Annotated in this window: 21 protein-coding genes; 14 read left to right on the top strand and 7 right to left on the bottom strand. The window is 73.3% G+C overall.

Features of this window, described 5'->3' with window-relative positions; translation table 11 throughout:
• Positions 1-55: 55 nt before the first annotated feature.
• Both ACZ59A_RS18865 and ACZ59A_RS18860 read left to right on the top strand, forming a co-directional pair.
• Positions 56-670 carry a TIGR04282 family arsenosugar biosynthesis glycosyltransferase gene (locus ACZ59A_RS18865; RefSeq protein WP_470960627.1) on the top strand — a complete coding sequence of 205 codons (615 nt, stop codon included), beginning with the start codon at positions 56-58 and terminating at the stop codon, positions 668-670.
• Entirely contained in the window at positions 667-1,371 is a 705-nt protein-coding gene (locus tag ACZ59A_RS18860) for a methyltransferase domain-containing protein (RefSeq protein WP_470960030.1), read from the top strand. Before ACZ59A_RS18865 ends, ACZ59A_RS18860 begins: the two co-directional genes overlap by 4 nt.
• Here ACZ59A_RS18860 and ACZ59A_RS18855 read toward each other — a convergent pair.
• The gene (locus tag ACZ59A_RS18855) at positions 1,319-1,792 is read right to left on the bottom strand and encodes a hypothetical protein (protein WP_470960028.1); all 474 of its coding nucleotides are present in this window, start codon (positions 1,790-1,792) and stop codon (positions 1,319-1,321) included. The two genes, ACZ59A_RS18860 and ACZ59A_RS18855, sit on opposite strands and share 53 nt — an antisense overlap.
• Positions 1,789-3,048 carry a molybdopterin-dependent oxidoreductase gene (locus ACZ59A_RS18850; RefSeq protein ID WP_470960026.1) on the bottom strand — a complete coding sequence of 420 codons (1,260 nt, stop codon included), beginning with the start codon at positions 3,046-3,048 and terminating at the stop codon, positions 1,789-1,791. Before ACZ59A_RS18850 ends, ACZ59A_RS18855 begins: the two co-directional genes overlap by 4 nt.
• Before the next feature lie 164 nt (positions 3,049-3,212).
• Here ACZ59A_RS18850 and ACZ59A_RS18845 point away from each other — a divergent pair, with 164 nt between their 5' ends.
• Both ACZ59A_RS18845 and ACZ59A_RS18840 read left to right on the top strand, forming a co-directional pair.
• Complete coding sequence (locus ACZ59A_RS18845) at positions 3,213-4,613, top strand: hypothetical protein (RefSeq protein WP_470960024.1); 1,401 nt, start codon at positions 3,213-3,215, stop codon at positions 4,611-4,613.
• Positions 4,614-4,727: 114 nt separating this feature from the next.
• A complete protein-coding gene (locus ACZ59A_RS18840; protein WP_470960022.1) occupies positions 4,728-6,038 on the top strand; it encodes a polysaccharide deacetylase family protein in 1,311 nt (436 codons plus the stop codon).
• A 78-nt stretch (positions 6,039-6,116) separates the two neighbouring features.
• Here the strand turns inward: ACZ59A_RS18840 and ACZ59A_RS18835 are convergent, their stop codons facing one another.
• A complete protein-coding gene (locus ACZ59A_RS18835) occupies positions 6,117-8,090 on the bottom strand; it encodes a transglycosylase domain-containing protein (protein WP_470960626.1) in 1,974 nt (657 codons plus the stop codon).
• 355 nt (positions 8,091-8,445) lie between these two features.
• On the opposite strand from ACZ59A_RS18835, the gene ACZ59A_RS18830 reads away from it, so the two are divergent.
• The 3 genes from ACZ59A_RS18830 to ACZ59A_RS18820 all read left to right on the top strand — a co-directional run bounded on the left by ACZ59A_RS18830 (position 8,446) and on the right by ACZ59A_RS18820 (position 12,536).
• Positions 8,446-9,756, top strand: a complete 1,311-nt coding sequence (locus tag ACZ59A_RS18830) for an MbnB/TglH/ChrH family RiPP precursor modification enzyme (protein ID WP_470960020.1) — start codon at positions 8,446-8,448, stop codon at positions 9,754-9,756.
• Positions 9,757-9,841: 85 nt separating this feature from the next.
• A complete protein-coding gene (locus ACZ59A_RS18825; RefSeq protein ID WP_470960018.1) occupies positions 9,842-10,648 on the top strand; it encodes a TIGR04222 domain-containing membrane protein in 807 nt (268 codons plus the stop codon).
• An 85-nt stretch (positions 10,649-10,733) separates the two neighbouring features.
• Positions 10,734-12,536, top strand: a complete 1,803-nt coding sequence (locus ACZ59A_RS18820; RefSeq protein ID WP_470960016.1) for an alpha/beta hydrolase — start codon at positions 10,734-10,736, stop codon at positions 12,534-12,536.
• Positions 12,537-12,564: 28 nt separating this feature from the next.
• Here ACZ59A_RS18820 and hemQ read toward each other — a convergent pair whose 3' ends face one another.
• From hemQ to ACZ59A_RS18805, 3 genes are read right to left on the bottom strand one after another with little or no spacing between them, the layout of a single operon-like run.
• Positions 12,565-13,329, bottom strand: coding sequence for a hydrogen peroxide-dependent heme synthase (gene hemQ / locus ACZ59A_RS18815; protein ID WP_470960014.1), 765 nt, complete (start codon positions 13,327-13,329; stop codon positions 12,565-12,567).
• Positions 13,330-13,334: 5 nt separating this feature from the next.
• Positions 13,335-14,783: a protoporphyrinogen oxidase gene (gene hemG, locus ACZ59A_RS18810; protein ID WP_470960012.1), complete on the bottom strand. Its 1,449-nt coding sequence runs from the start codon at positions 14,781-14,783 to the stop codon at positions 13,335-13,337.
• Positions 14,780-16,543, bottom strand: a complete 1,764-nt coding sequence (locus ACZ59A_RS18805) for an IclR family transcriptional regulator domain-containing protein (RefSeq protein ID WP_470960625.1) — start codon at positions 16,541-16,543, stop codon at positions 14,780-14,782. The genes hemG and ACZ59A_RS18805 overlap by 4 nt, the downstream gene beginning before the upstream one ends.
• 83 nt (positions 16,544-16,626) lie before the next feature.
• Here ACZ59A_RS18805 and ACZ59A_RS18800 point away from each other — a divergent pair, with 83 nt between their 5' ends.
• From ACZ59A_RS18800 to ACZ59A_RS18785, 4 genes are all read left to right on the top strand, one after another.
• Complete coding sequence (locus ACZ59A_RS18800) at positions 16,627-17,817, top strand: 4-hydroxybenzoate 3-monooxygenase (RefSeq protein WP_470960010.1); 1,191 nt, start codon at positions 16,627-16,629, stop codon at positions 17,815-17,817.
• Complete coding sequence (locus tag ACZ59A_RS18795) at positions 17,814-18,656, top strand: IclR family transcriptional regulator (protein ID WP_470960009.1); 843 nt, start codon at positions 17,814-17,816, stop codon at positions 18,654-18,656. The genes ACZ59A_RS18800 and ACZ59A_RS18795 overlap by 4 nt, the downstream gene beginning before the upstream one ends.
• 107 nt (positions 18,657-18,763) lie before the next feature.
• Positions 18,764-20,209 (top strand): MFS transporter, encoded by a 1,446-nt coding sequence (locus ACZ59A_RS18790; protein WP_470960007.1) that lies wholly within the window; start codon positions 18,764-18,766, stop codon positions 20,207-20,209.
• Positions 20,210-20,257: 48 nt separating this feature from the next.
• The gene (locus ACZ59A_RS18785; protein ID WP_470960005.1) at positions 20,258-21,649 is read left to right on the top strand and encodes an FAD-dependent oxidoreductase; all 1,392 of its coding nucleotides are present in this window, start codon (positions 20,258-20,260) and stop codon (positions 21,647-21,649) included.
• A 19-nt stretch (positions 21,650-21,668) separates the two neighbouring features.
• Here the strand turns inward: ACZ59A_RS18785 and hemE are convergent, their stop codons facing one another.
• Positions 21,669-22,754, bottom strand: a complete 1,086-nt coding sequence (gene hemE / locus ACZ59A_RS18780) for a uroporphyrinogen decarboxylase (protein ID WP_470960003.1) — start codon at positions 22,752-22,754, stop codon at positions 21,669-21,671.
• A 91-nt stretch (positions 22,755-22,845) separates the two neighbouring features.
• Here hemE and ACZ59A_RS18775 point away from each other — a divergent pair, with 91 nt between their 5' ends.
• From ACZ59A_RS18775 to ACZ59A_RS18765, 3 genes are all read left to right on the top strand, one after another.
• The gene (locus ACZ59A_RS18775; protein ID WP_470960001.1) at positions 22,846-23,565 is read left to right on the top strand and encodes a DUF3000 domain-containing protein; all 720 of its coding nucleotides are present in this window, start codon (positions 22,846-22,848) and stop codon (positions 23,563-23,565) included.
• A gap of 206 nt (positions 23,566-23,771) precedes the next feature.
• A complete protein-coding gene (locus ACZ59A_RS18770; RefSeq protein WP_063730929.1) occupies positions 23,772-24,434 on the top strand; it encodes a response regulator transcription factor in 663 nt (220 codons plus the stop codon).
• A gap of 106 nt (positions 24,435-24,540) precedes the next feature.
• The gene (locus ACZ59A_RS18765; protein WP_470959998.1) at positions 24,541-25,818 is read left to right on the top strand and encodes a ribonuclease D; all 1,278 of its coding nucleotides are present in this window, start codon (positions 24,541-24,543) and stop codon (positions 25,816-25,818) included.
• Positions 25,819-25,879: the final 61 nt, after the last annotated feature.

Raw genomic sequence — 25,879 nt, 5'->3', positions numbered from 1 at the left:
GGACGGCACCTGGGGAGACACCTGGGAAGGCACCTCGGAAAGCACCGTCCTCGTCATCGCCAAGGAACCCGTGGCCGGGCGGGTGAAGACCCGGCTCACTCCCCCGTACACCCCGGCGGAGGCCGCGGCGCTCGCCGAGGCCGCCCTCGGGGACACCCTGCACGCCGTGCTCGGGATGCCCGCCCGGCGCAGGGTGCTGGCGCTCGACGGGGCGCCCGGGCCCTGGCTGCCGCCGGGGATCGAGGTCGTGCCGCAGGGCGGCGGCGGCCTGGACGAGCGGCTGGCCGCGGCCTTCGCGGGGTGTCAGGGGCCCACGCTGCTCGTCGGCATGGACACCCCGCAGATCACCCCCGCCCTGCTGGCGCCCGCGCTGGGCCGGGACGGCTGGCGGGGCTGCGACGCCTGGTTCGGCCCCGCCGCCGACGGCGGGTTCTGGGCGCTGGGCCTGGCGGAACCGGACCCGGAGCTGCTGCGCGGGGTGCCGATGTCCACCCCCGGCACCGGTGCCGCGCAGCGGCGTCGGCTCACGGAAGCGGGACTGCGGGTACGCGAACTGCCCGTGCTGCGCGACGTCGACACGGCGGACGACGCCGCCTGGGTGGCGGCCCTCGCCCCGGGCAGCCGGTTCGCCCGTACCCTCGCCGGGCTGTCCCGGGCCGCCGCCCGATGAGCACGGCGGTACGCGAAGACGCGGGCGGCGCCAAGGCCGGGTCCTGGCGCGCCGACCCCTATACGCGGGCGCTGAGCGCGGGCCGGGGCCCGCTGTTCCTGCGCCGCGCGGACGGCTGGCTGCTGCCCCTGGAGGTCGAGCGCTGGTGCGCGGACGCCGACGCGGCGGACCGCACGGTGCTGCGCCGGTGCCAGGGGCCCGTACTCGACATCGGCTGCGGCCCCGGGCGGCTGGTGGCGGCGCTCGCCCCGTACGGCCGCCCCTGCCTCGGCATCGACGTGAGCCGGGCGGCGGTCGCCCGTACCGTCCGCACCGGCGGCCCGGCCCTGTGCCGCTCGGTGTTCGAGCCGCTGCCGGACGAGGGGCGCTGGGGCACGGCGCTGCTGCTCGACGGCAACATCGGCATCGGCGGCGACCCCCGGGCCCTGCTGGCGCGCGTGGAACAACTCCTGTCCCCCGAGGGGCTGCTGATCGTCGAGGCGGCCGCGGCCGATGTCGACGAACGGGTCCGGGTGCGGGTGGACGACGGGCGCGGCCCGATCGGCACCGCGTTCCCCTGGGCCCGGGTGGGCACCCCCGCGCTGCTGCGGCACGCCCGGGCGGCGGGCTGGACCGCCGTCGAACGCTGGACGGCCCGGGGCCGCGACTTCATGACCCTGCGCCGCGCCGCCGCGCCCGGGCCCGCCACACCGCCGCCCTGACGCACAGCCACAGCGCCGAGGCGGCGAAGAGCCCGGCGGTGATCAGCAGCCAGCGCGACAGGAAGACATCGGCGGACAGTGCGGTGTAGCGCTCGTAGCGGCTCGCTTGCGTCCCCGCGATCAGCGGGAACCACACCAGCAGCAACAGCGCCGAGACGAAGGCGGGCACCCGTACGTGGTTGACGTACCGGGCGGGCGCCGGAACCGCCCGTCGCAGCGCCCGGTCGGCGAGCCCGTACAGCGGCAGCAGCACCAGGTCGTGCAGGACGGCAGCGCCGACGAACCAGAGCACGATCCCGAGCCAGTCGCCGCGCAGCAGCCGCACGCCCGCGTAGCCGGTCAGCGCGAAGGAGCACAGCAGCAGGAGCAGCTGCGCCGGCGAGTCGCCGTAACCCCGCCGGAATCCGGTGGCGGCCTTCATACCGTCTCCCCGAAGCTCAGCCGGGCGACCCACTTGGTGTTGTGCACGCCCGGGGCGCCCGGCACGATGACGCGCGCCGGGTAGCCGTGGTCCGGCGACAGGTCCGCGCCGTTGACCCGCAGGGCGAGCAGGGAGCGCGGATCGCGGACCTGGTTGTCGCGCAGCACGACCGAGCGGAACGAGCCGTGCCGCTGGAGCGATTCGACGAGGACGCCCGGCGGCCGTTCGTCCAGGCCGACCAGCCCGGCGAGGTCGGACAGCCGCACGCCCTCCCACCGCTGGTCGGGGGTGGACCACCCCTCGACGCAGGCGATCGGCAGCGCCGCCCCGTGCCGCGGCAGCCGCAGCACCTGATCACGGGTCAGCACGACCTCTCGGCCCGGGCCGCGCACCACCAGCCGCCAGCCTGGGCCGATGTCGCGGGCGCCGATGCCGACGGCCGCGGCGGTCTTGTTGATCTGGAAGCCGTTCGGCCCCCGGCCCGGCTCCCGGCCGTGCGGGGCGAGCAGCGCGGTCTTCCGCAGCGGCCCGTCGAGGCTCTGCCCGGCCGTCACCACCAGCAGCGCGGCCGACCCGGTGCCCACCATCGCGAGCGCGCCCCGCCGCGACATGGTGGGCGGGGCGGGATCCGCGCTCACCAGACCGGTCTCGTCGGGCGCCTCCGGCCGGGTGCGCGAGGCGGGAGTACGCAGCTCCGCCCGCAGATCGCGGCCGCGCAGCGCGCGCACCATGCGGGGGAACCGGAGCGCCACATGGACGACGAACGCGCCCATGAAGATCCACGCCCCGTAGAAGTGCAGCGGGTAGAAGGACCCGGGGAAGACGTACTCCAGCTGGACGTTGAGCACCCCGGTCACGAACTCGAACAGCCCGCCGCCGACCAGCGCGAGCAGCGACAGCCGCTCAAGACCGTGCCCGACGGACCGCACCGGCGGCCGCTCGAACAGCTTGGGGACGACGGACCACAGCTTGGCCAGCAGCACCGGCACCAGCACGATGCCGAGCGTGACGTGCACCCCTTGGGTGACGCGGTACAGCCAGACGGGGTGGGTCGGCCAGGAGAAGAGGTAGAAGCCGAGCAGCCCCTTGTCCGGCGTCTTGTCGTTGACCGGGGACAGATCCGGGTTGTACGCGGCGTACGACAGCAGCCCGGTGACGAACAGCAGCGGGATCCCGCACAGCAGGACCAGACCGAACACGGACGTCAGCCAGGGGCCGCGCAGGGGGCTCCGCCAAGCGGGTCGACTGGGGTTCATGGCACGACGTTAGGGCCGCCGGACCGGTCATCAGGGGCTCCGACTCATGACGAAACGCTGACGTCGGCCCGGCTGGCGGTACCCCCTCGCCGGGATCTGACAGTTCGGTGACGTGAGCGCGCCACAGCGGCCGACAGGGCAGGTCACCGGCTTAGCGTGAAGCCGTGAAGCTCCCCCTCCGCATCGATGACCAGACCCTTCGTACGCCGGACGGCGACGAGCGGACCGGCCGCCGCCGGGATGTGCTCGCCGCCGCTGCCGCCGCGCTCCTCTTCGCCGTCGCGGCCGCCGTCGGCACCCTGATCCAGCGGACCGATCACACCCTGTACGTCGACTGGGCGCCGCTGTACGCCGACTGGCTGCCCCACGCGGGCCCCGGCACGCCCGCCGCCGTGGCCCTCGCCGCGGCCGTCGTCGGCTACGGCCCGCGGATCGCGGCGACGCTGCCGTGGCGTCGGCTGCTGTGGGCGGGCTGGGCGGCGGCGCTCGCCTGGACCTGGGCGCTGGCGCTGGTCGACGGCTGGGGGCGGGGCGTGGCCGGGCGGCTGACGCAGCGGCACGAGTATCTGCGCGGCATCGACCGCTTCCAGGACATCGGCGCCGCGCTGCGCGGCTTCACCGGTCACATCCTGATCACCCAGCCCGACCACTGGCCCGCGCACATCGCCGGGCATCCGCCGGGCGCCGTGCTCACCTTCGTCGGGCTCGACCGCCTGGGGCTCGGCGGCGGCGGATGGGCGGGGGCGTTCTGCATCACCGCCGGAAGCTCGGCGGTGGCCGCCGTCCTGGTCACGCTGCGCGCCCTGGGGCAGGAGCGGGCGGCGCGCACCGCCGCGCCGTTCCTCGTGCTGGCTCCGGCCGCGGTGTGGGTGGGGGCGTCGGCGGACGGCTACTTCGCGGCGGTCGCGGCCTGGGGGGTGGCGCTGCTGGCGCTGGCGGCGACCCGTACGGCCCGGGCGCCGGGCGCCGTCGCGCTGGCCGCCGGGCTGCTGCTCGGCCTCACCGCCTATCTGTCGTACGGACTCACGCTCATCGCGCTGCCCGCGGCGGCCGCACTCCTCCTCGCCCGTACCGTACGGCCGTTGCCGTACGCGCTGGCCGGGGCGGCGGCGGTGGCGGGCGCGTTCACCCTCGCCGGTTTCGCCTGGTGGGAGGGGTACGACCTGCTGGTCGAGCGCTACTACCAAGGGGTCGCGGCGGACCGCCCGTACGGCTACTGGGTGTGGGCCAACCTCGCCTGCACGGCGGTCACGGCCGGTCTCGCCTCCGTCGCCGGGGCTCGCCGGGCGGTGGGGGCCGCGCCGGGGGTCGTACGGCGGCTGCGCCACGGGGGTGACGGCGAGGTGGACGGGCTCGTGGTGCTCGTCCTCACCGCCCTGCTCGCGCTCGCCATCGCCGATGCGTCCGGGATGAGCAAGGCCGAGACGGAGCGCATCTGGCTGCCGTTCGTGCTCTGGCTGCTGCCCTCCGCCGCGCTGCTGCCCGCCCGTGACCTGCGCGGCTGGCTGGTGGCGCAGGCGGGGCTCGCGCTGCTGGTGAACCATCTGCTGCTGACCGGTTGGTGAGTGTCGGCTGATGAGTGGCCGATGTGAAGAGCAGGTGATACTTCTGTGATACTGAGCGGGGCACACAACTGAACCGTTGCCAGGGGGCGGGACCCGTTGAAGGCGTTGAAGACCTTGAAGGCATCGCAGTCCTTGAAGGCGTTGAAGGAATTATCCGCGCGGAACGCCTATGGCGTGGCCGCGCCCCTGGGGGCGCTCACGGCCGTGGCCGTGGTCGTGGCGCTGCTCATCGCCCTGACCTCGCCGGGGGATACGAGCGGCGCGATGGACGGCAGCGTCCAGGCCGCCGTGCCCGTGCCGCGCGCGGACAAGATCCCCAAGGGCGCCAAGAAGAAGAACAAGTACGCCAACTGGGACGGCGAGGTGAAGGTGATCGGGGACGGTTCCACGTCCTACACCGGTCCCCAGCCCCACCAGCCGAAGATCAAGAAACTGAAGCCGGGCGAGAAACCCCCGCAGTTCGTGGTCTTCTCCTGGGACGGCGCCCTGGAGAACGGCGACCATCTGTTCTCCCGCTTCCGCCAGGTCGCCAGGGAATCCGACGCCAAGATGACGTTCTTCCTGAGCGGCATGTATCTGCTGCCCAAGTACAAGAGCGACCTCTATCAGCCGCCGATGCACAAGCGGGGCTCGGCCGCCATATCCTTCCCCACCGACGAGCACATACGCGAGACGCTGGAGCAGCTGCGCGGGGCGTGGAAGGAGGGCAATGAGATCGGCTCGCACTTCAACGGGCATTTCTGCGGCTCCAAGGGCGGCGGCGAGTGGACCACCCAGCAGTGGAAGAGCGAGGCCGAGCAGGCGTACTCCTTCGTGGACCAGTGGAAGACCAATACGGGTTTCACCGACATCGAGCCGCTGCCCTTCGACTACGACGAGGAACTGGCCGGTGGCCGCGCCCCCTGCCTCGAAGGACAGAAGAATCTGATCCCGGCCATCAAGTCGATGGGCTGGCGCTACGACGCGAGTTCTCCGGGCGACTTCCAGATCTGGCCGTCCAAGATCGATGGCATATGGAACTTCCCGCTTCAGCTGGTTCCGTACCCGGAGAGTGAGAAGCAGGTCCTCTCGATGGACTTCAACTTCCTCTACAACCAGTCCGGTGACAGCACCGACGGTGATCCGGCGAAGTACGCCGAATGGGAGCGGCTGACCCGCGAGGGCTATCTGAACGGTTTCGAGCGCGTCTACAACGGCAGCCGGGCGCCGCTGTTCATCGGCAACCACTTCGAGACGTGGAACGGTGGCATCTATATGCAGGCCATCGAAGACGTGATGCGCAGCGTGTGCAAGCGCCAGGGCGTGCAGTGCGTTTCGTTCAAGCAGCTCGCGGACTGGCTGGACGCGCAGGACCCAAAGGTCCTGGACAAGCTGCGGATGCTCGACCCGGCGGAATCGCCGGACTGGAAGTCGTACACCAAGTAGCCGTACGGCGAGAAACAAAGAGCCCGGCCCGGTGCGTTCGGTTCGACGCGCCGGGCCGGGCTTTTGCCGCTTCTCCCGCTACTTCTTCCCGGCACCCGCCATATAGCGGGTCCAGATGTCCAGCGGATAGGTGTCGCTCGCCTTTCCGGTGGCGTCCCCGCCCATTCCCTTGAGCGGCAGCAGCTCCTGGGTCTTGGGGTCCACCCGCGACAGCGACACCGCCGTGGACACCTGATCGGTGTAGCCCACGAACCAGGACGAGGTGCCGTCCTGCGCCGTGCCCGTCTTACCGGCCGTATCGGGGCCCACCACGGCCGCCTCCTGCCCGGTGCCGCCCTGCACCGCGCCGTGCAGCGCGTCGTCCACCTGCGCCGCCACCTGGGCGCTGAACGCCCGCTTGGCGCGGTCCTTGCGCAGGGCGAACTTCTCGCCGTTACGGGTCAGTCCGCTCACCGAGTACGGCGGCACATGGGTGCCGTCGGCGGTGAACGTCGCGTAGGCGCTGGCCATCCGGATGGAGCTGGGCGTCGCGGTGCCGAGCGAGAACATGGGCACCCGCGCGCCGAAGCTGCTGGGCAACAGCCCCGCGTCGATGGAGGCTTGGCGGACCCGGTCGAGGCCGACGTCCATGCCGAGCTGCAGCATCGGGGTGTTGATGGACTGGACGATCGCCTGGCGCAGGCTGACCTGCCCATAGGAGTGCTCGCCGTCGTTCTCGCCCCGAACGATCTTCCCGCTGCGGTCCCAGTAGGGCCCCTCGGGGGTCTTCACGGCGGCCTTGTTGTTGCCGTCGTAGAGCGTGGTGGGGGCGATGGGCGTCCGTGGGCTGTTCCGCTCCTTGAGCACGCCGTCGCGCAGCGCCGCCGCGTAGACGAAGGGCGTGAAGGCGGTACCGGCCGGGACGACGGAGGCGTTCGCGTCGTTGAAGCCCTGCTCCAGATAGCCGGGGCCGCCGTACAGCGCCTCGATGCGCCCGCCCGGCGTCACGGAGGCGGCGCCGATGCGTATGTAGCGGTCCTCCTCGCGGCTCTTGGGGTCGAGGCCGTCGCGGGTCTTCTTCACGGATGCGGCGAGCGCCTTCACCTTCGACTTCTCGAAGGTGGTGTGAATCTGATAGCCGCCCAGGTCGAAGTCGGCGTCGGAGATGGCGGTATGGGAACTCACATACGCCTTCGCGGTCTCCACCAGATAGCCGACCTGCCCGGTGAGCCCGGCCGGCCTGGGCTCGGGATGGGGCTCGGGGAACGTCGTGTACTTTGCCCGCTCGGCCTTGGAGAGCTTTCCGATGTCGACCATCCGGTCAAGCACCCATTTCCAGCGCTCGACCGCCCGTTTGTGGTTCTTGGAGCCGAGCGTCGGATCGAAGGTTCCGGCGCCCTTCAGCAGCGAGGCGAGCATCGCGCCCTCGCTCGCGTTGAGCTTGGAGACGTCCTTGCCGTAGTACGCGTAGGAGGCCCGCTGAATGCCGTACGTACCGCGCCCGAACCAGCTGGTGTTCAGATAGCGCTCCAGAATCTCCTGCTTGCTCATCCGGTCGTCCAGCTTGATGGCCATGAACATCTCGGTGAGCTTGCGGGAGAACGTCTGGCGCTGATTCAGATAGGCGTTCTTCACATACTGCTGGGTGATGGTCGAGCCGCCCTGGGTCTCACCGCCCGTCACCATCCGTGTCACTGCGCGCATCAGACCGCTCGGGGAGACGCCGCTGTCCGAGTAGAAACTCGCGTTCTCGGCGGCGAGGATCGCCCACTGGACCTTTTCCGGCACCTTGGACAACGCCACCTCCTGACGGTTGACCGGGCCCGTACGGGCCATCTCGGAGCCGTCGGCCCAGTAGTAGACGTTGTCCTGCTGGGTGGCGAAGTCGTTGAGGTTCTTGGGTATCTCGGTCTGCATGTAGAGATAGCTCAGGACACCGGTCAGACTCCCGAGGCAGAACACGAAGAGGAGACCCACCTGACGCCACGACGGCAGCCACCGCCGCACGCCCGGTCTCCCGGCCCGGGGGTAGTCGAGCCGGATATGGCGGGCCGCCCAGCGACGCAGCCGCATCCCCCGGCCGACCGGCGGCGGCGGTGGCTTACGGTGTGCGTTACGGCGGTGCTTCCCCATGGCATTGTTGCTGCCCAGCACGTGTGTTCCCCCACGCTCGCTCCGCGCGCGGGCGCGGCACAAAGGTGTGATCTTCCATCCCCCCGGACCACATGACTTTATTCTCCCCTCCGAACATCTGTCGCCACAGGGCCCCAAAATTTTGTAACAGTGCCCGGTCGGCGAGGAGCGGGGGCGTAGCGTGACACCCCGAAGCTCAAATGAACCTCTGAACCGCGAGCGCCGTGGATTCGTCCTCTCCTCAGAGGGTCATTACCCCGGCAGACGAGAACGACGGCACGGAGAAGGGGGAGCCATGACGCGCCTCGGTACCGGAATCGGCTGGCGACCGGAAATCGCCGAGGACATCGCGCGCCTGCCCGGCATCGACTGGGTGGAGGTGGTGGCCGAAAACGTCTGCCCCGGGCATGTGCCCGACGCGCTGCTGCGGCTGCGCGAGCGCGGTACGACGGTGGTTCCGCACGGCGTCTCCCTCGGCCTCGGCGGCGCCGAGCGACCGGACCCCGAGCAGCTGACGGCCCTCGCGGAGCGGGCGGAGGCGCTGGGCGCGCCCCTGGTCACCGAGCACATCGCGTTCGTACGGGCCGGGGGGCCGCTGACCGGCTCGCCCGCCATCGAGGCCGGGCATCTGCTGCCGGTGCCGCGCACCCGGGACGCGCTGGACGTGCTGTGCGAGAACGTGGCGATAGCCCAGGAGGCGCTGCCGGTGCCGCTCGCACTGGAGAACATCGCGGCGCTGATCTCCTGGCCCGGCGAGGAGATGACCGAGGGTCAGTTCCTGGCCGAGCTGGTCGAGCGGACCGGCGTACGGCTGCTCATCGACGTCGCCAATCTGCACACCAACCACGTCAACCGGGGCGAGGATCCGGCCACGGCGCTGGACGAGCTGCCGACGTCGGCCATCGCGTATGTCCATGTGGCGGGCGGCGTCGAACGGGACGGGGTGTGGCACGACAGCCACGCCCACCCGGTGACGCAGCCGGTGCTCGACGTGCTCGCCGAGCTGTGCGCCCGTACGACGCCGCCCGGGGTGCTGCTGGAGCGGGACGAGGACTTCCCGGCGGCCGAGGAGCTGGCGGGCGAGCTGGACGCGATCCGCGCGGTGACGGCGGCGGGGGTGGCGGGCACGGACGACGCTCCGGCACCCGCGCCGAAGCGCGACCCGGAGGGGAAGGGCATAGCGGATATCGACGCCGCGCGGGAGCGGCTGGCGCGCGCCCAGACCGCGCTGCTGTCGGCGCTCGTCGCGGGCGATCCGGCGCCGGAGGGCTTCGACCGGGAGCGGCTGGGGGTCCAGAGCCGGGCGCTGACCGCCAAGCGGACCGGGGTGGTCGCCAAGGTCGCACCCGAGCTGCCGGAGATCCTGGGCGACGGCTACCGCCGGGCGTTCGAGCGGTACGCCGACGGCCGCCCGATGACCGGCGGCTACCGCCGCGACGCGATGGCGTTCGTCGAGCATCTGCTGGCGGCCGACGACTTCCGGGACGCGGCGACGCGGCGTCGGCTGACGCTGTGGTGGCAGGAGCGCTCCGGGCCCGCCCCGCTGTCCTCGCACCCGCTGGCGCGCTTCGCCCGCCGGGCCCGGCTCGCGCTGAGCGGAGGGTGATGGAACAGCCGTCGCTCGCCCCCCCGAATCGCGCATTTCGCGAAATCTCTGGCGCGAAACCGGTCGGGTCCAGTAGAACTCGGCCATGTTGTGGGTCCTGTTCCTGCTCGTCGCGTGGGGCTCGGCGGTGGTCAGCTGCACCCGCCTGTGCCTCGCCGCGGTAGCGGCCGCCCAGCCGATGGACGCCGGTCCGCAGCCGGAGGGGCGGACCCTGAGCCTGTACGAGGCGGCGTTCCTGGCGGGCGGGCCGCAGCGGGTGGCCGACCTCGCCCTGGTGTCGATGGCCCGTGAGCGCCGTCTTCTGCTCGCCCACACCGGCTGGGTCACCGTCGTGGACCCGGACGGCCGGGACGCTCTCGAACGCTCGGTCATCGCCGCGATAGGCCCGAAGGGCCAGTCCCCCGTGCCGCCGGTCCGCAACCTCCTGGCCGACGCCGACCCGGTGCGGGCGCTGGCGGACCGGCTGGTGGCGGCGGGGCTCGCGGTGCCCGCCGGGGCGCGGGCGAACGTGGCGGCGGCGGTGCGGCAGGTGCGGCTGGCGTGCGTCGTGGTGCTGCTGACGGGGATCGTCGCGCTGCTGATGGTGCCGCCCGCCTCGGGGCCGGGACCGGCGCTGGCGTGGTTCGCGCTTCCGCTGCTCCTCACCGCGAGCTGTCTGGTGATCGCGCGGGTCGAGGTGCATCCGTACTCGCGCTGGGCCTCCCCCGCCGGGCAGCAGCTGCTGAGCCGGATCGATGTGCCGCCCCGGCGGCCCGTCGCCCAGCGCGCCGGGGGCGGGGCGGACGAGGAGCACGACGACGGCGAGTTGCTCACCGCGCTCGCCGTCCACGGCACGGCCGCCCTGCCCGATCCGGCGCTGCGCGCGGCGCTGAGGGCGCATTGGGGTCATTGACCCCGACACCGCGGCCCGGTGCTTTACATGGCCGAATACCGCACCAAGTATCCCTTTTGTCGGGTGATGTGCGGAGGGATGGCTTGTGAGAGCAGCAGCGCTGTACGGCATCCTCGGACCGCTGTCTCTGTCCCTGGCCATGACCGCGCTGCTGGCCACCCCCGCCACCGGCAGACCACTCACCCAGCCGCCCGGCCCCGCGCACCCCTCCGCGGTGGCCGCCGGGCCTCCGCCGCCGACCGCCGTCACGGCGGCGGTGCCCGCCTGGTCCGCCTCGTTCGGCTCCCCCGCCTCCGCCGTACCGGCCTCCCCCGCGCTGGCCGTGCCCCGGGGCGGCGCCGCCGAGGCGCGCGGGGTGGCCGTGGCGGCCCGGAAGGCGGCCGCCAGGGGCATCGCCTTCGGCCCATGCCCGCTCTCCGAGGAGCTGTCGTCCGACGTCCGCTGCGGCACCGTCTCCGTACCGCTGGACTACGCGCGGCCGCACGGCAAGCACATCCGTCTCACCGTCAGCCGGGTCCGCGCCTCCGGTCCCAAGGCCCGGCGGCAGGGCGCGCTGCTCTACAACCCGGGCGGGCCGGGCGCGTCAGGCATGACGTTCCCCGAGTACGCCGCCGAGGACGCCTTCCGAAGGACGGCCGCGGCCTACGACTTCGTCGGATACGCGCCCCGCGGAGTCGGCCGCTCCGAACCGACGGTGTCCTGTCAGCGGCCGACGGCCTTCGCCAAGACGCCGACCAGCTCCCCGCAGCACCCCTCCGCCGCGTACAAGCGGGCGATGGCGGCGCGGGCGCGGGCGTACGCCCGGGGCTGTGCGCGCCGTACGGGAGCGGCCCTGCGGCACATCACCACCCTCGACAACGCCCGCGACCTCGATGTGCTGCGCGCCGCGCTCGGCGAGAAGCGGCTCACCTTCGTGGGCGCCTCGTACGGCACGTACTACGGGGCCGTCTACGCGACGCTCTTCCCCCGCCATGTGCGCCGCATGGTGTTCGACAGCGTGGTCAACCCGGGCCCCTGGCAGATCTGGTACCGCAACAACCTCGACCAGTCCCTGGCATTCGAGCGGCGCTGGGCGGACTGGCGGCGCTGGGCGGCCCGGCACCACGCCGTCTACCACCTCGGCAGGACTCCCGCCCGGGTACTCGCCGCGTACCGGAAGGCGGCGCACCGCCTGGCCCGGAAACCGGCGGGCGGCCGGGTCGGCACCGGGGAGCTGCAGGACGCGTTCGTGCGGGCGGGCTACAACGACGCCTACTGGGACCTCAGCGCCCGGGCCCTCGCCGCCTATCTGCGCGGCAGTCCCCGGCAGCTGATCGCGCTGGCCGCGTCCGAGTCCGGGGACGCGGTGGCCGACGAGAACGGCAACGCCGTCTACACCGCCGTGGAGTGCAACGACGCGCCCTGGCCGCGCGGCTGGGCGAGCTGGAACCGGGAGAACACCGCTCTCGCGCGCCGTGCGCCCTTCGAGACCTGGGACAACGTGGCGATGAACCTGCCCTGCGCCTACTGGCCGCTGGGGCACGACACCCCCATGGACGTGACCACCCGGCCGGGGCTGCCCCCGGTGCTGCTGCTGGCGGCCGAACGGGACGCGGCCACTCCGTACGCGGGCGCCAAGGAGCTGTGGCGCAGACTCCCCGGCGCCTCGCTGGTGACCGAGCGGAAGGCCGGTACGCACGGCCTGTGGGGCGGCCCGAACGCCTGCGTCAACCGCAAGGTCGACACCTATCTGCTGACCGGGAAGACGCCGGGCCGGACGGCCTCCTGCGCGCCGCGCCCGGCGCCGGAACCGCAGCCGCGTCCGGCCCCGGTGCCCGAGTCCGGCAAGCAGCCCGCGCTGCCCGGCGCCCCGGGCCCGGGAGGGTCCGGGGCGCCCGGGATGCCGTGACCGGCCATCCGCGGGCGGTCGCCGGCCGTCAGGCCAGACCGGCGACCAGCTCGGAGACCGGCTTGCGCCGCCCGGTGTAGAACGGCACCTCCTCGCGCACATGACGGCGCGCCTCGGAGGCCCGCAGATGGCGCATCAGGTCGACGATCCGGTGCAGCTCGTCCGCCTCGAAGGCGAGGATCCACTCGTAGTCGCCGAGGGAGAACGACGCGACGGTGTTGGCGCGCACATCGGGGAAGCCGCGGGCCATCTTGCCGTGGTCCGCGAGCATCGTGCGGCGCTCCTCGTCGGGCAGCAGATACCACTCGTAGGACCGTACGAAGGGGTAGACGCTGACGTAGTCGCGCGCGTGCTCGTCCGCGAGGAACGCGGGGATGTGCGACTTGTTGAACTCCGCCGGGCGGTGCAGCGCCATGTTCGACCACACGGGCTCCAGGGCGCGGCCGAGCCGGGTGCGGCGGAAGAGGTTGTACGCCTCCTGGAGGGCGTCGGAGGTCTCCGAGTGCCACCAGATCATGACGTCCGCGTCCGCCCGCAGCCCGGAGAGGTCATAGGTGCCGCGCACGGTGACGTCCTTGGCGGCGAGCTGTGCGAAGAGCTGCTCGACCTCGTCGGCGTAGCCGGTGCGGTCCTCCGGCAGCACATCGCGCAGCCGGAAGACCGACCACAGGGTGTAGCGGATGACCTCGTTGAGGTCCTTGGCCTTCTTCCCGGCGTGGGGGGCCTTGGGAGACGGGACGGTCTCGGCAGTGCCGGTCTCGGGGGCGCCGGGGGTCTCGGGAGCAGCAGTCATGGTGCCTATTCTCGCTCTCCGCCGTCGGCGCCCGCCGCCAGGGTCGCCCCCAGCAGCTCGTCGGCGGCCGTGCGGGCGGATCCGACGCACGCGGGGATACCGACGCCCTCGTAGACCGCGCCGCACACCGCCAGCCCGGGCAGCTTGGCGACCTCCGCGCGGATCCGGGCGACCCGGTCGAGATGGCCGACCGGGTACTGCGGCAGTCCGCCGTCCCAGCGGGTCACCCGGGTCGCCACCGGCGCGGCGGCGAGGCCGGTGGCCGCGCCGAGATCGGCGAGCGACATCCCTACCAGATCGGCGTCGTCGCGCTTCAGATGCTCCTCGTCCTCAAACCGCCCGATCGAGGTACGCAGCACGAAGAGATCGGGGGCGGCGTCGCGGAGCCAGCCCCATTTGCGGCTGGAGAACGTGGCCGCCTTGATCGTGTGGCCGTCGACCGGCGGAACCAGGAAGCCGCTGCCCTCGCCGAGCGACACCACGTCGGCCCGGCGGAAGGCCATGGTGATCAGCGCCATGGAGGCGTAGTCGACGCCTGCCAGCTCGGCGGAGGCGGCCGGGGAGTCGGCCGCCAGGAGGCGGGCGGCGGCGGGCGCGGGGGCGGCCAGCACCACCGCGTCGGCCCGCAGCACCTCGCCTTCGGTGACGACGGTCCAGCCGTCGGCGGTCCGCCGCAGCTCCCGTACGGGCGCGTCGGTGCGGATCTCGCCGCCCGCGGCCCGTACGGCGTCGGCCACCGCGAGCGGCAGCCGCCCGATGCCGCCGTCGATGCCCATGAACACCGGCCCGGTCCCGCCCTGCCGCTGGGCGGCCCGCTCGGTCAGCTCCCGGACGCCCTCGGCCAGCGGGCGGTTCGCGCGGGCCAGTTCGAAGAGGGTGGGCACCGCGGCGCGCATAGAGGTGCGGTACACATCGCCCGCGTACACCCCGCCGAGCAGCGGCTCGACCAGCCGGTCCACGACCTCCCGGCCGAGCCGCGCCGCGATGAACTCGCCCAGCGCCACGTCCTCGCCGACCGGGGTGGGCGGCAGCTCCGCGTCGCGGGCGATGCGCGCCAGCCCCTCGTCCGAGATCACCCCGGACGCGGCGAGCGGGGCGAGGTCGCCGGGCACGCCCATCACATGGCCCTTGGGCATCGGCCGCAGGGCGCCGCGCGTCCACAGGGAGGCGCTCGCGGTGGCGGGCGGCTGCAGCCGCTCCCCGAGGCCGACGGCGCGCGCCAGCTCCACGCCCTCCGGGCGCCGGGCGAGCATCGATTCGGCGCCCAGGTCCACGGGCGCGCCCTCGATCTCGCCCGCGCACAGCTTGCCGCCCAGCCGCCCCGACGCCTCCAGCACGGTCACCCGCGCCCCGCCTGCCTGCAGCCGGTGGGCGGCCGCGAGGCCCGAGATCCCACCGCCGATGACGACGGCATGGCCGGTGTGCCCGGGGGGCGGGGAGGTCGCTGCGCTCATGTCCCCACTCTCTCACCCGCCCCCAGGGGCCGATGGGCGGATGCGGTGGCGAGGTCGGCCTCGATGCGGGCGGCGGCGGTCCGCAGCGCCGGAAGCAGCTCCGCGACGGTGGCTTCCGCGCTGCCGCGGCCCGCGTGGGTGGCGATGTTGAGCGCGGCCACCACCCGGCCGTCCGCGCCCCGAACGGGCACCGCGAGCGACCGCAGCCCCTCCTCCAACTCCTCGTCCACCAGGGCGTATCCGTCCCTCCCGGCGCTCTCCAGGACGCGGGTCAGCTCGGGCACGGCGGTCACGGTGTGCCGGGTCAGCGGCTTCGGGGCGAGCCCGGCGAGATACCCGGCGCGCTCGGCCGGGTCCAGCCCCGCGAGCAGCACCCGGCCCATGGAGGTGGCGTAGGCGGGGAAGCGGGTGCCGATGGTGATGTTGACGCTCATGATCCGCACGGTGGGCACGCGCGCCACATAGCGGATGTCGTCGCCGTCGAGGACCGCCAGGGACGCCGACTCGTGGACGGTGCGGGCCAGTTCGCGCATATGGGGCTGGGCCAGCTCGGTGAACGACAGGTCGCCCAGCGGCGCGTACCCCAGCTCCAGCACCCGCGGCAGCGGACGGAAGGCCCGGCCGTGGCCTTCCGCGTACTCGGCGTATCCCAGCTCCACGAGGGTGAGCAGGGAGCGGCGCGCGGTGGCCCGGGGCAGCCCGGTGGCCTCGGCGACGGCGGTGAGCGTGAGCCCGTGCCCCGCGCCGTCGCCCTCCTCCCCCGGTGTGCCCAGTGCCCGCAGCACGGTGAGTCCGCGCGCGAGCGACTGCAGATACCCGGCCCCCAGCTCCCGCTTGGCCACCCGCGCCGGGTCCTCGCCGGGCGCGGCGGCGGACCCGGCGGGGCCCGCCGGGGCGCCCCGCCGCGTGGGCGGGGCGGCCAACGCCGCCTCCATCGCCGGGACTTCCGCGGACAGCGGGCCCAGCACGGCGGCCCGCAGCGAGGCCACGTCGTGGCGGCTGGTGTGACTGACGACGTTCACCGCGCACACGGTGCGGCCCGAGGCGTCCCGGACCGGGACGGACACCGCCACCAGACCGGGCTCGATCAGCTGGTCGTCGGCCGCCCAGCCGGTCCGGGCGGCCTCCCGTACGCGCGCCTCGAAGCCAGTGCCTTCGAAGCCGGTGCCCTCGAAGCCGGTGTCGGCGGCGGGCCGGTGGCGCGGCGGAACGGCGGGGAAGGCGGCGTCGAGCGGGTCGGCGGCGCGGCGGGCGCGCCAGGCCGCCCACGCCCGCTCGTCCCACTCGGCGGCGAAGAGCGCGCCCGGGGCGCAGCGCTCGGCGGGGAGCAGGTCGCCGATGCGGAAGGCGAGGGACATGGTGCGGCGGCGGGTGGCCTGGACGACGAAGCGCGCCCCGTCGCCGTCCGGCACGGCGACCGAGACCGACTCGTCCAGCCCGTCGGCCAGCCGCTCGGCGAACGGCCCGAGCGCGCCCGGCAGGCCGCTGGCGTCGAGGTAGGCGTTGCCCAGCTCCATGAGCCGGGCCGCGAGGCTGACGTCGCGCCCGTCGAGCCGCACATACCCCAGCCGTTCCAGCGTGCCCACGACGCGGTCGACGACGGACCGGGCGAGCCCGGTGCCGCGCACGAGGTCGCCGGGCCGGACCGTGGCCTCGCCCCGGTGCGCGGCCAGCCGGGCCAGCTCGCACAGCACGGCGAGGCCGCGCTCGAGCGGGCCGACGGGGCCATTGACAGGTGGGGACACCGGACCGAGACTCATCACCAGTCGATTATGAACGAAGTTTCACTCCGCGAACAAGTGGGGATCCTCGCTTCACCGGATCCGGACGAAGGGACTTTTCGATGCGCACGACGGTCGGGATCATCGGCGGCGGCCCCGCCGGCCTGCTGCTCGCCCGTCTGCTGCACCGCGCGGGGGTGGACTGTGTGGTGCTGGAGAGCCGGGACCGGGCCTATGTCGAGCAGCGGCAGCGGGCCGGAATCCTGGAGCAGGGCACCGTGGACGTGCTGCGGGAGTGCGGCGCGGCCGAGCGCCTGGACCGCGAGGGGCTGCCGCACCAGGGCATCGAGCTGCGCTTCGAGGGCCGCGGCCACCGCATCGACTTCCCCGCGGCCACCGGCGGCAAAGCGGTGACGGTCTACGCCCAGACGGAGATCGTCAAGGATCTGGTCCGGCTCCAGCTCGCCGACCCCGGGGGCCCTCCGCTGCTGTTCGGGGCCGAGGCCCTGGCGATCGAGAAGGCGGATTCGGAGTCCCCGGTCGTCCGCTTCCGCCACGAGGGCCGCGAAGAGACCCTGAGCTGCGACTTCGTGGCGGGCTGCGACGGCTTCCACGGCATCGCCCGGCGCGCCGTCCCGGCCGACCGGGTCCGCACCTTCGAGCGCACGTATCCCTACTCCTGGCTGGGGGTGCTGGCCGATGTGCCGCCGTCCTGCGAGGAGTTGATTTACGCCCGCCATCAGCGCGGCTTCGCCCTGCACAGCATGCGCTCCCCGCAGGTCTCCCGGCTCTACCTCCAGGTGCCGAACGACACCGACCCCGCCGACTGGTCCGAGACCCAGATCTGGGACGAGCTGTCCGCCCGCTTCGCACTCGACGGCGGCGACGCCGCCTGGCGTCTGGAGCGGGGCCCGATCACCGCCACCTCGGTGACCCCGATGCGCAGCTTCGTGCAGGAGCCGATGCGCCACGGCCGCCTCTTCCTGGCGGGCGACGCGGCACACATCGTGCCCCCGACCGGAGCCAAGGGGCTCAACCTCGCCGTCGGCGACGTGGTCACCCTGGCCCGCGCCCTCGCCCAGCACCACGCCACCGGCTCGGCCGAGCTGCTGGACGGCTACTCGGCGACCTGCCTCGCGCGGGTGTGGCAGGCCGAGCGCTTCTCGTACTTCATGACGGACACCCTGCACCGGCGCCCGGACCAGAGCCCGTTCGAGGACCGGCTGCAGATCGCCCAGCTGGACCGGATCGCCACCTCCCGCACCGCTTCCGCCGAGCTCGCCGAGAACTACGTCGGCCTTCCGCTGTCATGACGGCCCCGACGAGTCCGCCGTTCGGCCACCGCCCGGATGCCGGACGGCAGGATGCGGGGCGCCCGGAATCCGGGCGGTCGGTGGCGGGCCGGGTGCTGGCCGTGCTGGACGCGTTCGACGCCTCGCACCGGTCGCTGACGCTCACCGCCCTCGCCCGGCGCGCGGGGCTGCCGCTGGCCACCGCGCACCGGCTGGTCGCCTCGCTCACCCGCTGGGGCGCCCTGGAGCGCGACACCTCGGGGGCGTACCACATCGGGCTGCGGCTGTGGGAGGTGGCGACGCTGTCGCCGCGCGGGGTCGGGGTGCGCGAAGCGGCGCTGCCGTTCATGGAGGATCTGTACGAGGCCACCCATGAGAACGTCCAGCTGGCGGTGCGCGACGGCCTGGAAGTGGTCTACGTCGAGCTGATCTCCGGCCGCTCCGCGGTCCATGTGCGCACCCGGGTCGGCAGCCGCTGGCCGCTGCACGCCACGGGCGTCGGCCTGGTGCTGCTCGCGTACGGGCCGCCCGGCCTGGGCGAGCGGGTGTGCGCCCGGCCGCTGCGCCGGTTCACCGAGCGGACCATCCAGGACCCGGCGCGGCTGCGGGCCACGCTCGCCGAGGTGCGGCGCACCGGGATCGCGGTCAGCGACCGGCAGATCACCATGGACGGGCTGTCCATCGCCGCCCCGGTGCGGGGCCCGCGCGGGGAGGTGGTGGCCTCGCTGTCGGTGGTGGTCCCGGCCGCGGAGGGGCGGGCGCCGGGGCTGATACCCGCGGTGCGGGTGGCCGCCCATGGCATCTCCCGTACCCTCGCCGCCGCCTGGGGGCAAGAGCCGCTTGCCGAGGCTTCCGGCTGACGGAAGACCTGGAACCGCCCTCTTGCCGGAGGTGTATCCACACCACATTCTGTGGGCCGCACCGCGCTCCGAGCCGGAACACCCAACGCCCAAAGGGGGCGCCCGAAGTGACGACCGAGGACACCGCCGCGCGGGAGCCGACGGCCCGGCGCACCGGCTGGCAGCCGTACCACACGCTGTGGGCCATGCTGCTGGGCGGCTGGCTCTTCTCCTACGCCGACCGCACCCTCACCGGCCCGGTGGTCACCTGGCTGATCGAGAACGACCACGGCATGCTGGGTTCCGCCAGCCATCCGCATGCCCTCGGCGGGCTGATCGGCAGCCTGTTCTTCGCGGGCTACATGCTCACCCAGTTCCCCGGCGGCTATCTCGGGGACCGCTTCGGACACCGCACGATGCTCGCCGTGTCGCTGGTGTGGGCCGGGGTGGCGACCCTGGCCAGCGGAGTGGTGAGCGGGCTGATCGCGTTCGTCGTCCTGCGGGTGCTGACCGGGCTGGGCGAGGGCGTCTTCTACTCCAACGACCGCGCGCTGATCGCCCAGCGCACCCCGCCCGCGAAGACCAGCTTCGGCATGGGCGTCGCCATCACCGGGCTGTCGATCGGGCTGACGGTCGCGACCATCAGCACGCCCTATCTCATCGACTGGGGCGCCCAGGTGTTCGGCCACGAGGACGCCTGGCGGATGCCGTTCCTGGTGCTGGGCGGTGCCACGCTCGCGTTCGGCTGGATCACCACGGTCTATATGCGCCGCATCGGCGGCCCGCTGAAGGCCACCGGCTCCACGCTGCGGCTGCTGGGCATCTCGGCGGTGCTGTGCGCGGCCGTCATGGCGGTCTATCTGATCGCCGACGGCGCGGGGATGCCGAGCTGGGGCGTGGCCGTCCTGGAGTGCGTGCTCGCGTTCGTGCTGATCGGGGCGATCTTCGCCCGGCGCGGGTCGCGGCTCGGCGCCATCTCCCGCAACCGCAATGTGCTGCTGCTCAGCTTCGCCTTCATCGCGGTCATGTGGAACCTGTGGTTCTTCAGCTTCTGGTCGGTGTCGATCGTCGCCGACGCCGCCCACAGCTCCTTCCAGAACGCGGCGCTGGTCGCGACGTTCAACGCGGGCGCGGGCATCCTCGGCTTCCCCGTGGGCGGCCGGCTGTCGGACGTGGCGAAGGACCGGGGGTGGGGGCGGCGGCCGCTGCTGATCGCGTTCACCGTGGTCCAGGGCGTGCTGGTGCTGGTCTTCGCGGCCTATCTCCAGGCCCAGGAGAAGCCGTCCCTGCTGGTGATGTCCGTCCTGCTCTTCGTCACCAGCCTGTTCTTCAACGCCCTCCAGCCGATGGCGCACGCCCTGCTGAACGATGTGGTCGACGCGTCCGAGCGCGGCGCCGCCTTCGGCCTGTTCAACCTGGTCGGGGAGATAGGCGCGGTGATCAGCCCGGCGCTCAGCGGCACCCTCTTCGACCACTACGGCAGCTGGACGCTCGCCGTCTACATCGACGGCGCGCTGATGCTCACGAGTGCTGTTCTGTACGTCCTGGTACGCGAAACCACCGCCCGCTCATAGCCTGACCCCTGACGGAGCGGGACATACGGCGGCGAAGGGGCGGATCCGATGGCGGCAGCGCGGCGGATGGTGGTCATCGGGGGCGATGCGGCGGGGATGTCCGCCGCGTCCCGGGCGCGCAGGCTCAGCAAGCGGGGCGAGCTGGAGATCCTGGCCTTCGAGCGCGGCCACTTCACGTCGTACTCGGCCTGCGGCATCCCGTACTGGGCCGGGGGCCTGGTGAACGGGCCCGACGACCTCGTCGCCCGCACCCCGGAGGCACACCGCGGGCGCGGCATCGACGTCCGCCTCCGCAGCGAGGTCACCGAGATCGACCTCGCCGGGCAGCGGGTCCGGGTCCGGGAGCTGGACGCGACCGGCGGCGCCGAGCACTGGCACGGCTTCGACGAGCTGGTCATCGCCACCGGCGCCCGCCCGCGCCGCCCCGCCATGCCCGGCATCGACGCGCCCGGGGTGCACGGGGTGCAGACCCTGGACGACGGGCGGGCGCTGCTGGAGACCCTGGAGGGCCGGACGGTCGAGCGGGCGGTCGTGGTCGGCGCCGGATACATCGGGGTGGAGATGGCCGAGGCGCTGACCCGCCGCGGCTGCCGGGTCACCGTGCTGGAGCGCGGCGAACAGCCGATGGCCACGCTCGACCCCGACATGGGTCGGCTGGTGCGGGAGGCGATGACCGGGCTCGGCATCGACACCGTGACCGGGGCGGAGGTCGCCGAGGTGCTGACCGGCGAGGACGGCCGGGTGCGCGGGGTGGCCACCAAAGTCAGCGAATACCCCGCCGAGCTGGTCGTGCTGGGCCTCGGGGTGATCCCCGAGACAGGGCTCGCCCGGGACGCGGGGCTGCCGCTGGGCGATTCGGGCGGGCTGCTCACCGACCTGGCCATGCGGGTGCGCGGGCACGCCAACATCTGGGCGGGCGGTGACTGCGTCGAGGTGCTGGACCTGGTGTCCGGCCGCACCCGGCACATCCCGCTGGGCACCCATGCCAACAAGCAGGGCCAGGTCATCGGGACCAACATCGGTGGCGGCTATGCCACGTTCCCCGGTGTGGTCGGCACCGCGGTCAGCAAGGTCTGCGATCTGGAGATCTCCCGCACCGGGCTGCTGGAGGCCCAGGCGGAGGCGGTGGGGCTGCGCTTTCACTCCGTCACCGCCGAATCGACCAGCCGCGCCGGGTACTACCCCGAGGCCCGCCCGATGACAGTGAAGATGCTCGCCGAGCGCCGCACCGGGCGGCTGCTCGGCGTGCAGATCGTCGGCCGGGAGGGCGCGGGCAAGCGCGTGGACAGCGCGGCGGTCGCGCTGACCGCCGGGATGACGGTCGAGCAGGTGGCGTCGCTCGACCTGGGGTACGCCCCGCCGTTCTCCCCGGTGTGGGACCCGGTGCAGGTGGCGGCGCGCAAGGCGGCCGCCGTCGTACGGGAGGCGGCAGACCGGTAGGGCGACCGCCGCCCGGGGGTCAGCGCGCGGTGCGGGTGTGGACGTACTCGACGAGCCGGGTCAGGGCGTCCGGGTCGGTGGTGGGCAGCACCCCGTGGCCGAGGTTGAAGATGTGCCCCTCCAGACCCCGGGCCGCGTCCAGCACCTCGGCCGCCTTGGTCTCCACGGCCTCGCGCGGCGCGAACAGCACGGCGGGGTCGAGGTTGCCCTGCAGCGCCTTGCCGGGGCCCACCCGCCGGGCGGCCTCGTCCAGCGGCACCCGCCAGTCGGCGCCGACGACGTCCGCGCCCGCCTCGCCGAGCAGGCCGAGGAGTTCACCGGTGCCGACGCCGAAGTGGATGCGCGGCACCCCGTACCCGGCGACGGACTCGAAGACCTTCGTGGAGGCGGGCATCACGCTGCGGCGGTAGTCGGCCGGGGCCAGGGCGCCGACCCAGGAGTCGAAGAGCTGCACCGCCGAGGCGCCCGCCTCGATCTGCACCTTCAGGAAGGTGGAGGTGATGTCCGCGAGCCGGTCGAGCAGGTCCGCCCACAGCTCCGGGTCGCCGTACATGAGCGCCTTGGTGTGCTCGTGGTTGCGCGACGGGCCGCCCTCGACCAGATAGCTGGCGAGCGTGAAGGGCGCGCCCGCGAAGCCGATGAGGGGGGTGGCGCCCAGCTCGCCGACGAGCGACCCGACGGCCTCGGTGACGTACTTCACATCGTCGGGATCGAGCGGACGCAGCCGCTCCAGATCCGCCCGGCTGCGAATGGGACGCTCCACGACGGGGCCGACACCGGGTTTGATGTCGAGGTCCAGCCCGATCGCCTTGAGCGGCACCACGATGTCGCTGAAGTAGATCGCGGCGTCCACCCGGTGACGGCGCACCGGCTGCAGCGTGATCTCCGTGACCAGGTCGGGCCGCATGCAGGACTCCAGCATGGCGGTGCCCTCACGGACCTTCTTGTACTCCGGCAGCGAGCGCCCAGCCTGCCGCATGAACCACACCGGGGTATGCGGCACCGGCTCGCGCCGACAGGCCCGGAGGAAGGCCGAATCGGCGCACGGGTTCGCCGCCGGACGGCCGGTCTGGTGCTGGCCCGAGGGCCGCTCTGTGGCGCTCATGCACCAAATCTTCGCACGGGCCGAACGAGTGACCCGCCAACCCGGGTGTTCCTCCCCGGTTGGAGCCCTCACTGCGCCTAGTCTTCCGGGCATGGCAGCGGTTCAAGGACACCTCTCGAACGGTGCTGACGGTGCTGACGGCCCGGACGCGGGCGGGGAGGGCGCCCCGCTCGCCTTCCGGCGTGCGGTCGCCGGTCTGCGCGCGGTACGGGTGCGGCCCGAGGTGGAGCTCGACCCGACCCCACCGCCACGTCGGCTGGCACCGTTCTCGTACGCACTGGAAGCGGTGGTCGCGGACACCACCGCCGACGACGACGAGGAGCTGGCCGAGGGCCGGCTCATCCTGCTGCACGATCCGGCGGGCCACGACGCCTGGCGCGGCACCTTCCGGCTGGTCACGCTGATCCACGCCGACCTGGAGCCGGAGATCGCGGCGGATCCCCTGCTGCCGGAGGTGTGCTGGTCGTGGCTGACCGGCGCGCTGGACGCGCGCGGGCTCGGCTGCTCGGAGGCCAGCGGCACGGTGACGCGCGCCAGCTCGCACTACTTCGGCGGGATCGGCGAGCGGGAGCCCTCGACGCGGATCGAGATCCGCGCCTCCTGGACGCCGTCGGACCATCCGCCCCCCGAGCCGGCCCACCCGGAGCGGGCGGACGAGGCGGCGGCGGAGCCGCTGGGCGGACCGGACACCGGGGCGCACCTGGCGGCCTGGTGCGATCTGCTGTGCCAGATCGCCGGACTGCCCCCGGCCGGGACGACGGAGGCCGGTGTGGTCTCCCTCCCCCAGCGCCGCGGCCCCCAGCCCCGCTGAGCCGTCCCCGCTCCCGCTTAGCCGTCCCCGGCCCCGCCGACTGGTCCCCGGCGCACGGTCCCGCTGTGCGCTTCGGCCGCTCGGAGAACCCCGTCTGACCGAGATTGCCCGAATTGTTACTCACCAAATCGTGATCATTCCCTAAAGCTGGACCGTATCGGTGCCGAAGGAGTGGTGACCCGTCCCACCACTTCCCAGGAGGCCTGGTGTCTGTTCTCCTCGAGCAACCGTCCAGCCTGGTCGCCTATCGCCCGAACAAGCCGACGGCCATGGTCGTCGTCGCCGACCCCCGCGTTCGTTCCACCGTCACCCGTCACCTGTGGGCCCTCGGAGTGCGCGACGTCATCGAGGCGTCGTCCGTCGCGGAGGCCCGCCCCCGTATCGGCAACCCGCGCGACATCTGCGTCGCCGACGTCCACCTCCCCGACGGCTCCGGCCTCACCCTGCTGTCCGAGACCCGCGCCGCGGGCTGGCCGAACGGCCTGGCCCTCTCCGCCGCCGACGACATCGGCGCCGTGCGCAACGCACTGGCCGGCGGCGTCAAGGGCTACGTCGTCACCGGCACCCGCACCAACCTGGGCATCCCGGGCCGTCCCGGCGCCGCCCCCATCGGCGCCGCCGCCGCCCGGATGCACCGCCGCCCGCCGGGCGCCCCCGGTCACCCGGGCGGCTACCGGGAGCTGTCGGGACGCGAGGTCGAGGTGCTGAGGCTGGTTGCGGAGGGCCAGTCCAACAAGGCCATCGGCGTCTCGATGGGCCTGTCCGCACTCACCGTCAAGAGTCACCTCGCCCGGATCGCCCGCAAGCTCGGCACCGGCGACCGCGCCGGCATGGTCGCGGTCGCGCTGCGTACCGGCATCATCCACTGAACCGTAGGGCGGAGATCACCCGCCCCGCACCGCCCCGGCGCCCGTCGACGGAACGTTCCGTCGACGGGCGCCCTGTGTACCCCCCGTACACAGCTACCCTTGACAGGTGACCGACGCCCAAGAGACCGCAGCAGAGACGACACTGCGAACCACCGGGGGCGCTCCTCCGGACGACCTCCCCCCGGCGCCGGTCCCCTTGCTGGAGCCACGTGAGGGCATTCCGCCCGTCACCGCCGACCCGGACGCGCTCGCCGACGTCGTCGCGGCCTTCGCCGCGGGCCACGGCGCCGTCGCCGTCGACGCCGAGCGCGCCTCCGGCTACCGCTACGGACAGCGGGCCTATCTGGTCCAGCTGCGCCGGGCCGGAGCGGGGACCGCACTGATCGACCCCGTCGGCTGCCCCGACCTGTCGGGTCTGGGAGCCGCCATCGCCGACGCCGAGTGGGTGCTGCACGCCGCGACCCAGGATCTGCCCTGTCTGCGTGACATAGGCATGGTCCCGGACCGGCTCTTCGACACCGAACTCGCGGGCCGGCTAGCCGGGTTCGCCCGGGTGGGGCTCGGAGCCATGGTCGAGAACATCCTCGGCTATGCGCTGGAGAAGGGACATTCGGCCGTCGACTGGTCGACCCGCCCGCTCCCCGAGCCGTGGCTGCACTACGCCGCGCTCGACGTGGAGCTGCTGGTCGACCTGCGGGACGCGCTGGAGGAGGAGCTGACCCGGCAGGGGAAGCTGGAGTGGGCCCACCAGGAGTTCGCGGCCATCGCCGCGGCCCCGCCCGCCCCGCCCCGCAAGGACCCCTGGCGACGTACGTCGGGGATGCACAAGGTCAGACGACGACGGCAGATGGCCGTGGTGCGCGAGCTGTGGACGGCCCGGGACCGGATCGCCCAGCGCCGCGACGTGTCGCCCGGCAAGGTGCTGGGCGACGGGGCGATCGTGGAGGCCGCGCTGGCGCTGCCGGTGAACGCCCGGGCGCTGTCCGCGCTCAGCGGCTTCGGCCACCGGATGAGCCGCCGCCAGCTGGAGCAGTGGCAGGCCGCGGTGGACCGGGCCCGGGCGCTGCCGGAGGCCGAACTTCCGCAGCCCGGCCAGCCGGTGGCCGGTCCGCCCCCGCCGCGCGCGTGGGCCGACAAGGATCCGGCCGCGGCGGCCCGGCTCTCGGCGGCCCGCACGGCGGTGACCACGCTCGCCGAACGGCTGAATCTGCCGCAGGAGAACCTGATCGCCCCGGATACGGTCCGGCGGCTGTGCTGGGAGCCCCCGGCGGAGCCGACGACGGACGCGGTGGCGGACGTGCTCGCCGGTCATGGCGCCCGTCCCTGGCAGATCGACCAGGTGACGCCGGTCCTGACCGGCGCCCTGCGGGCGGCGGAGGGATGACCTCCGGCGCGATGTGACGCGCGTGGACCGGCGGCCTCGGCCGCCGGTCCGTTCCCACGCG

It is taken from the genome of Streptomyces sp. NPDC040405 (assembly GCF_055595765.1).
Note: the sequence above shows the minus strand (reverse complement) of the source record. Positions and strands in the feature narration are given on the sequence as shown.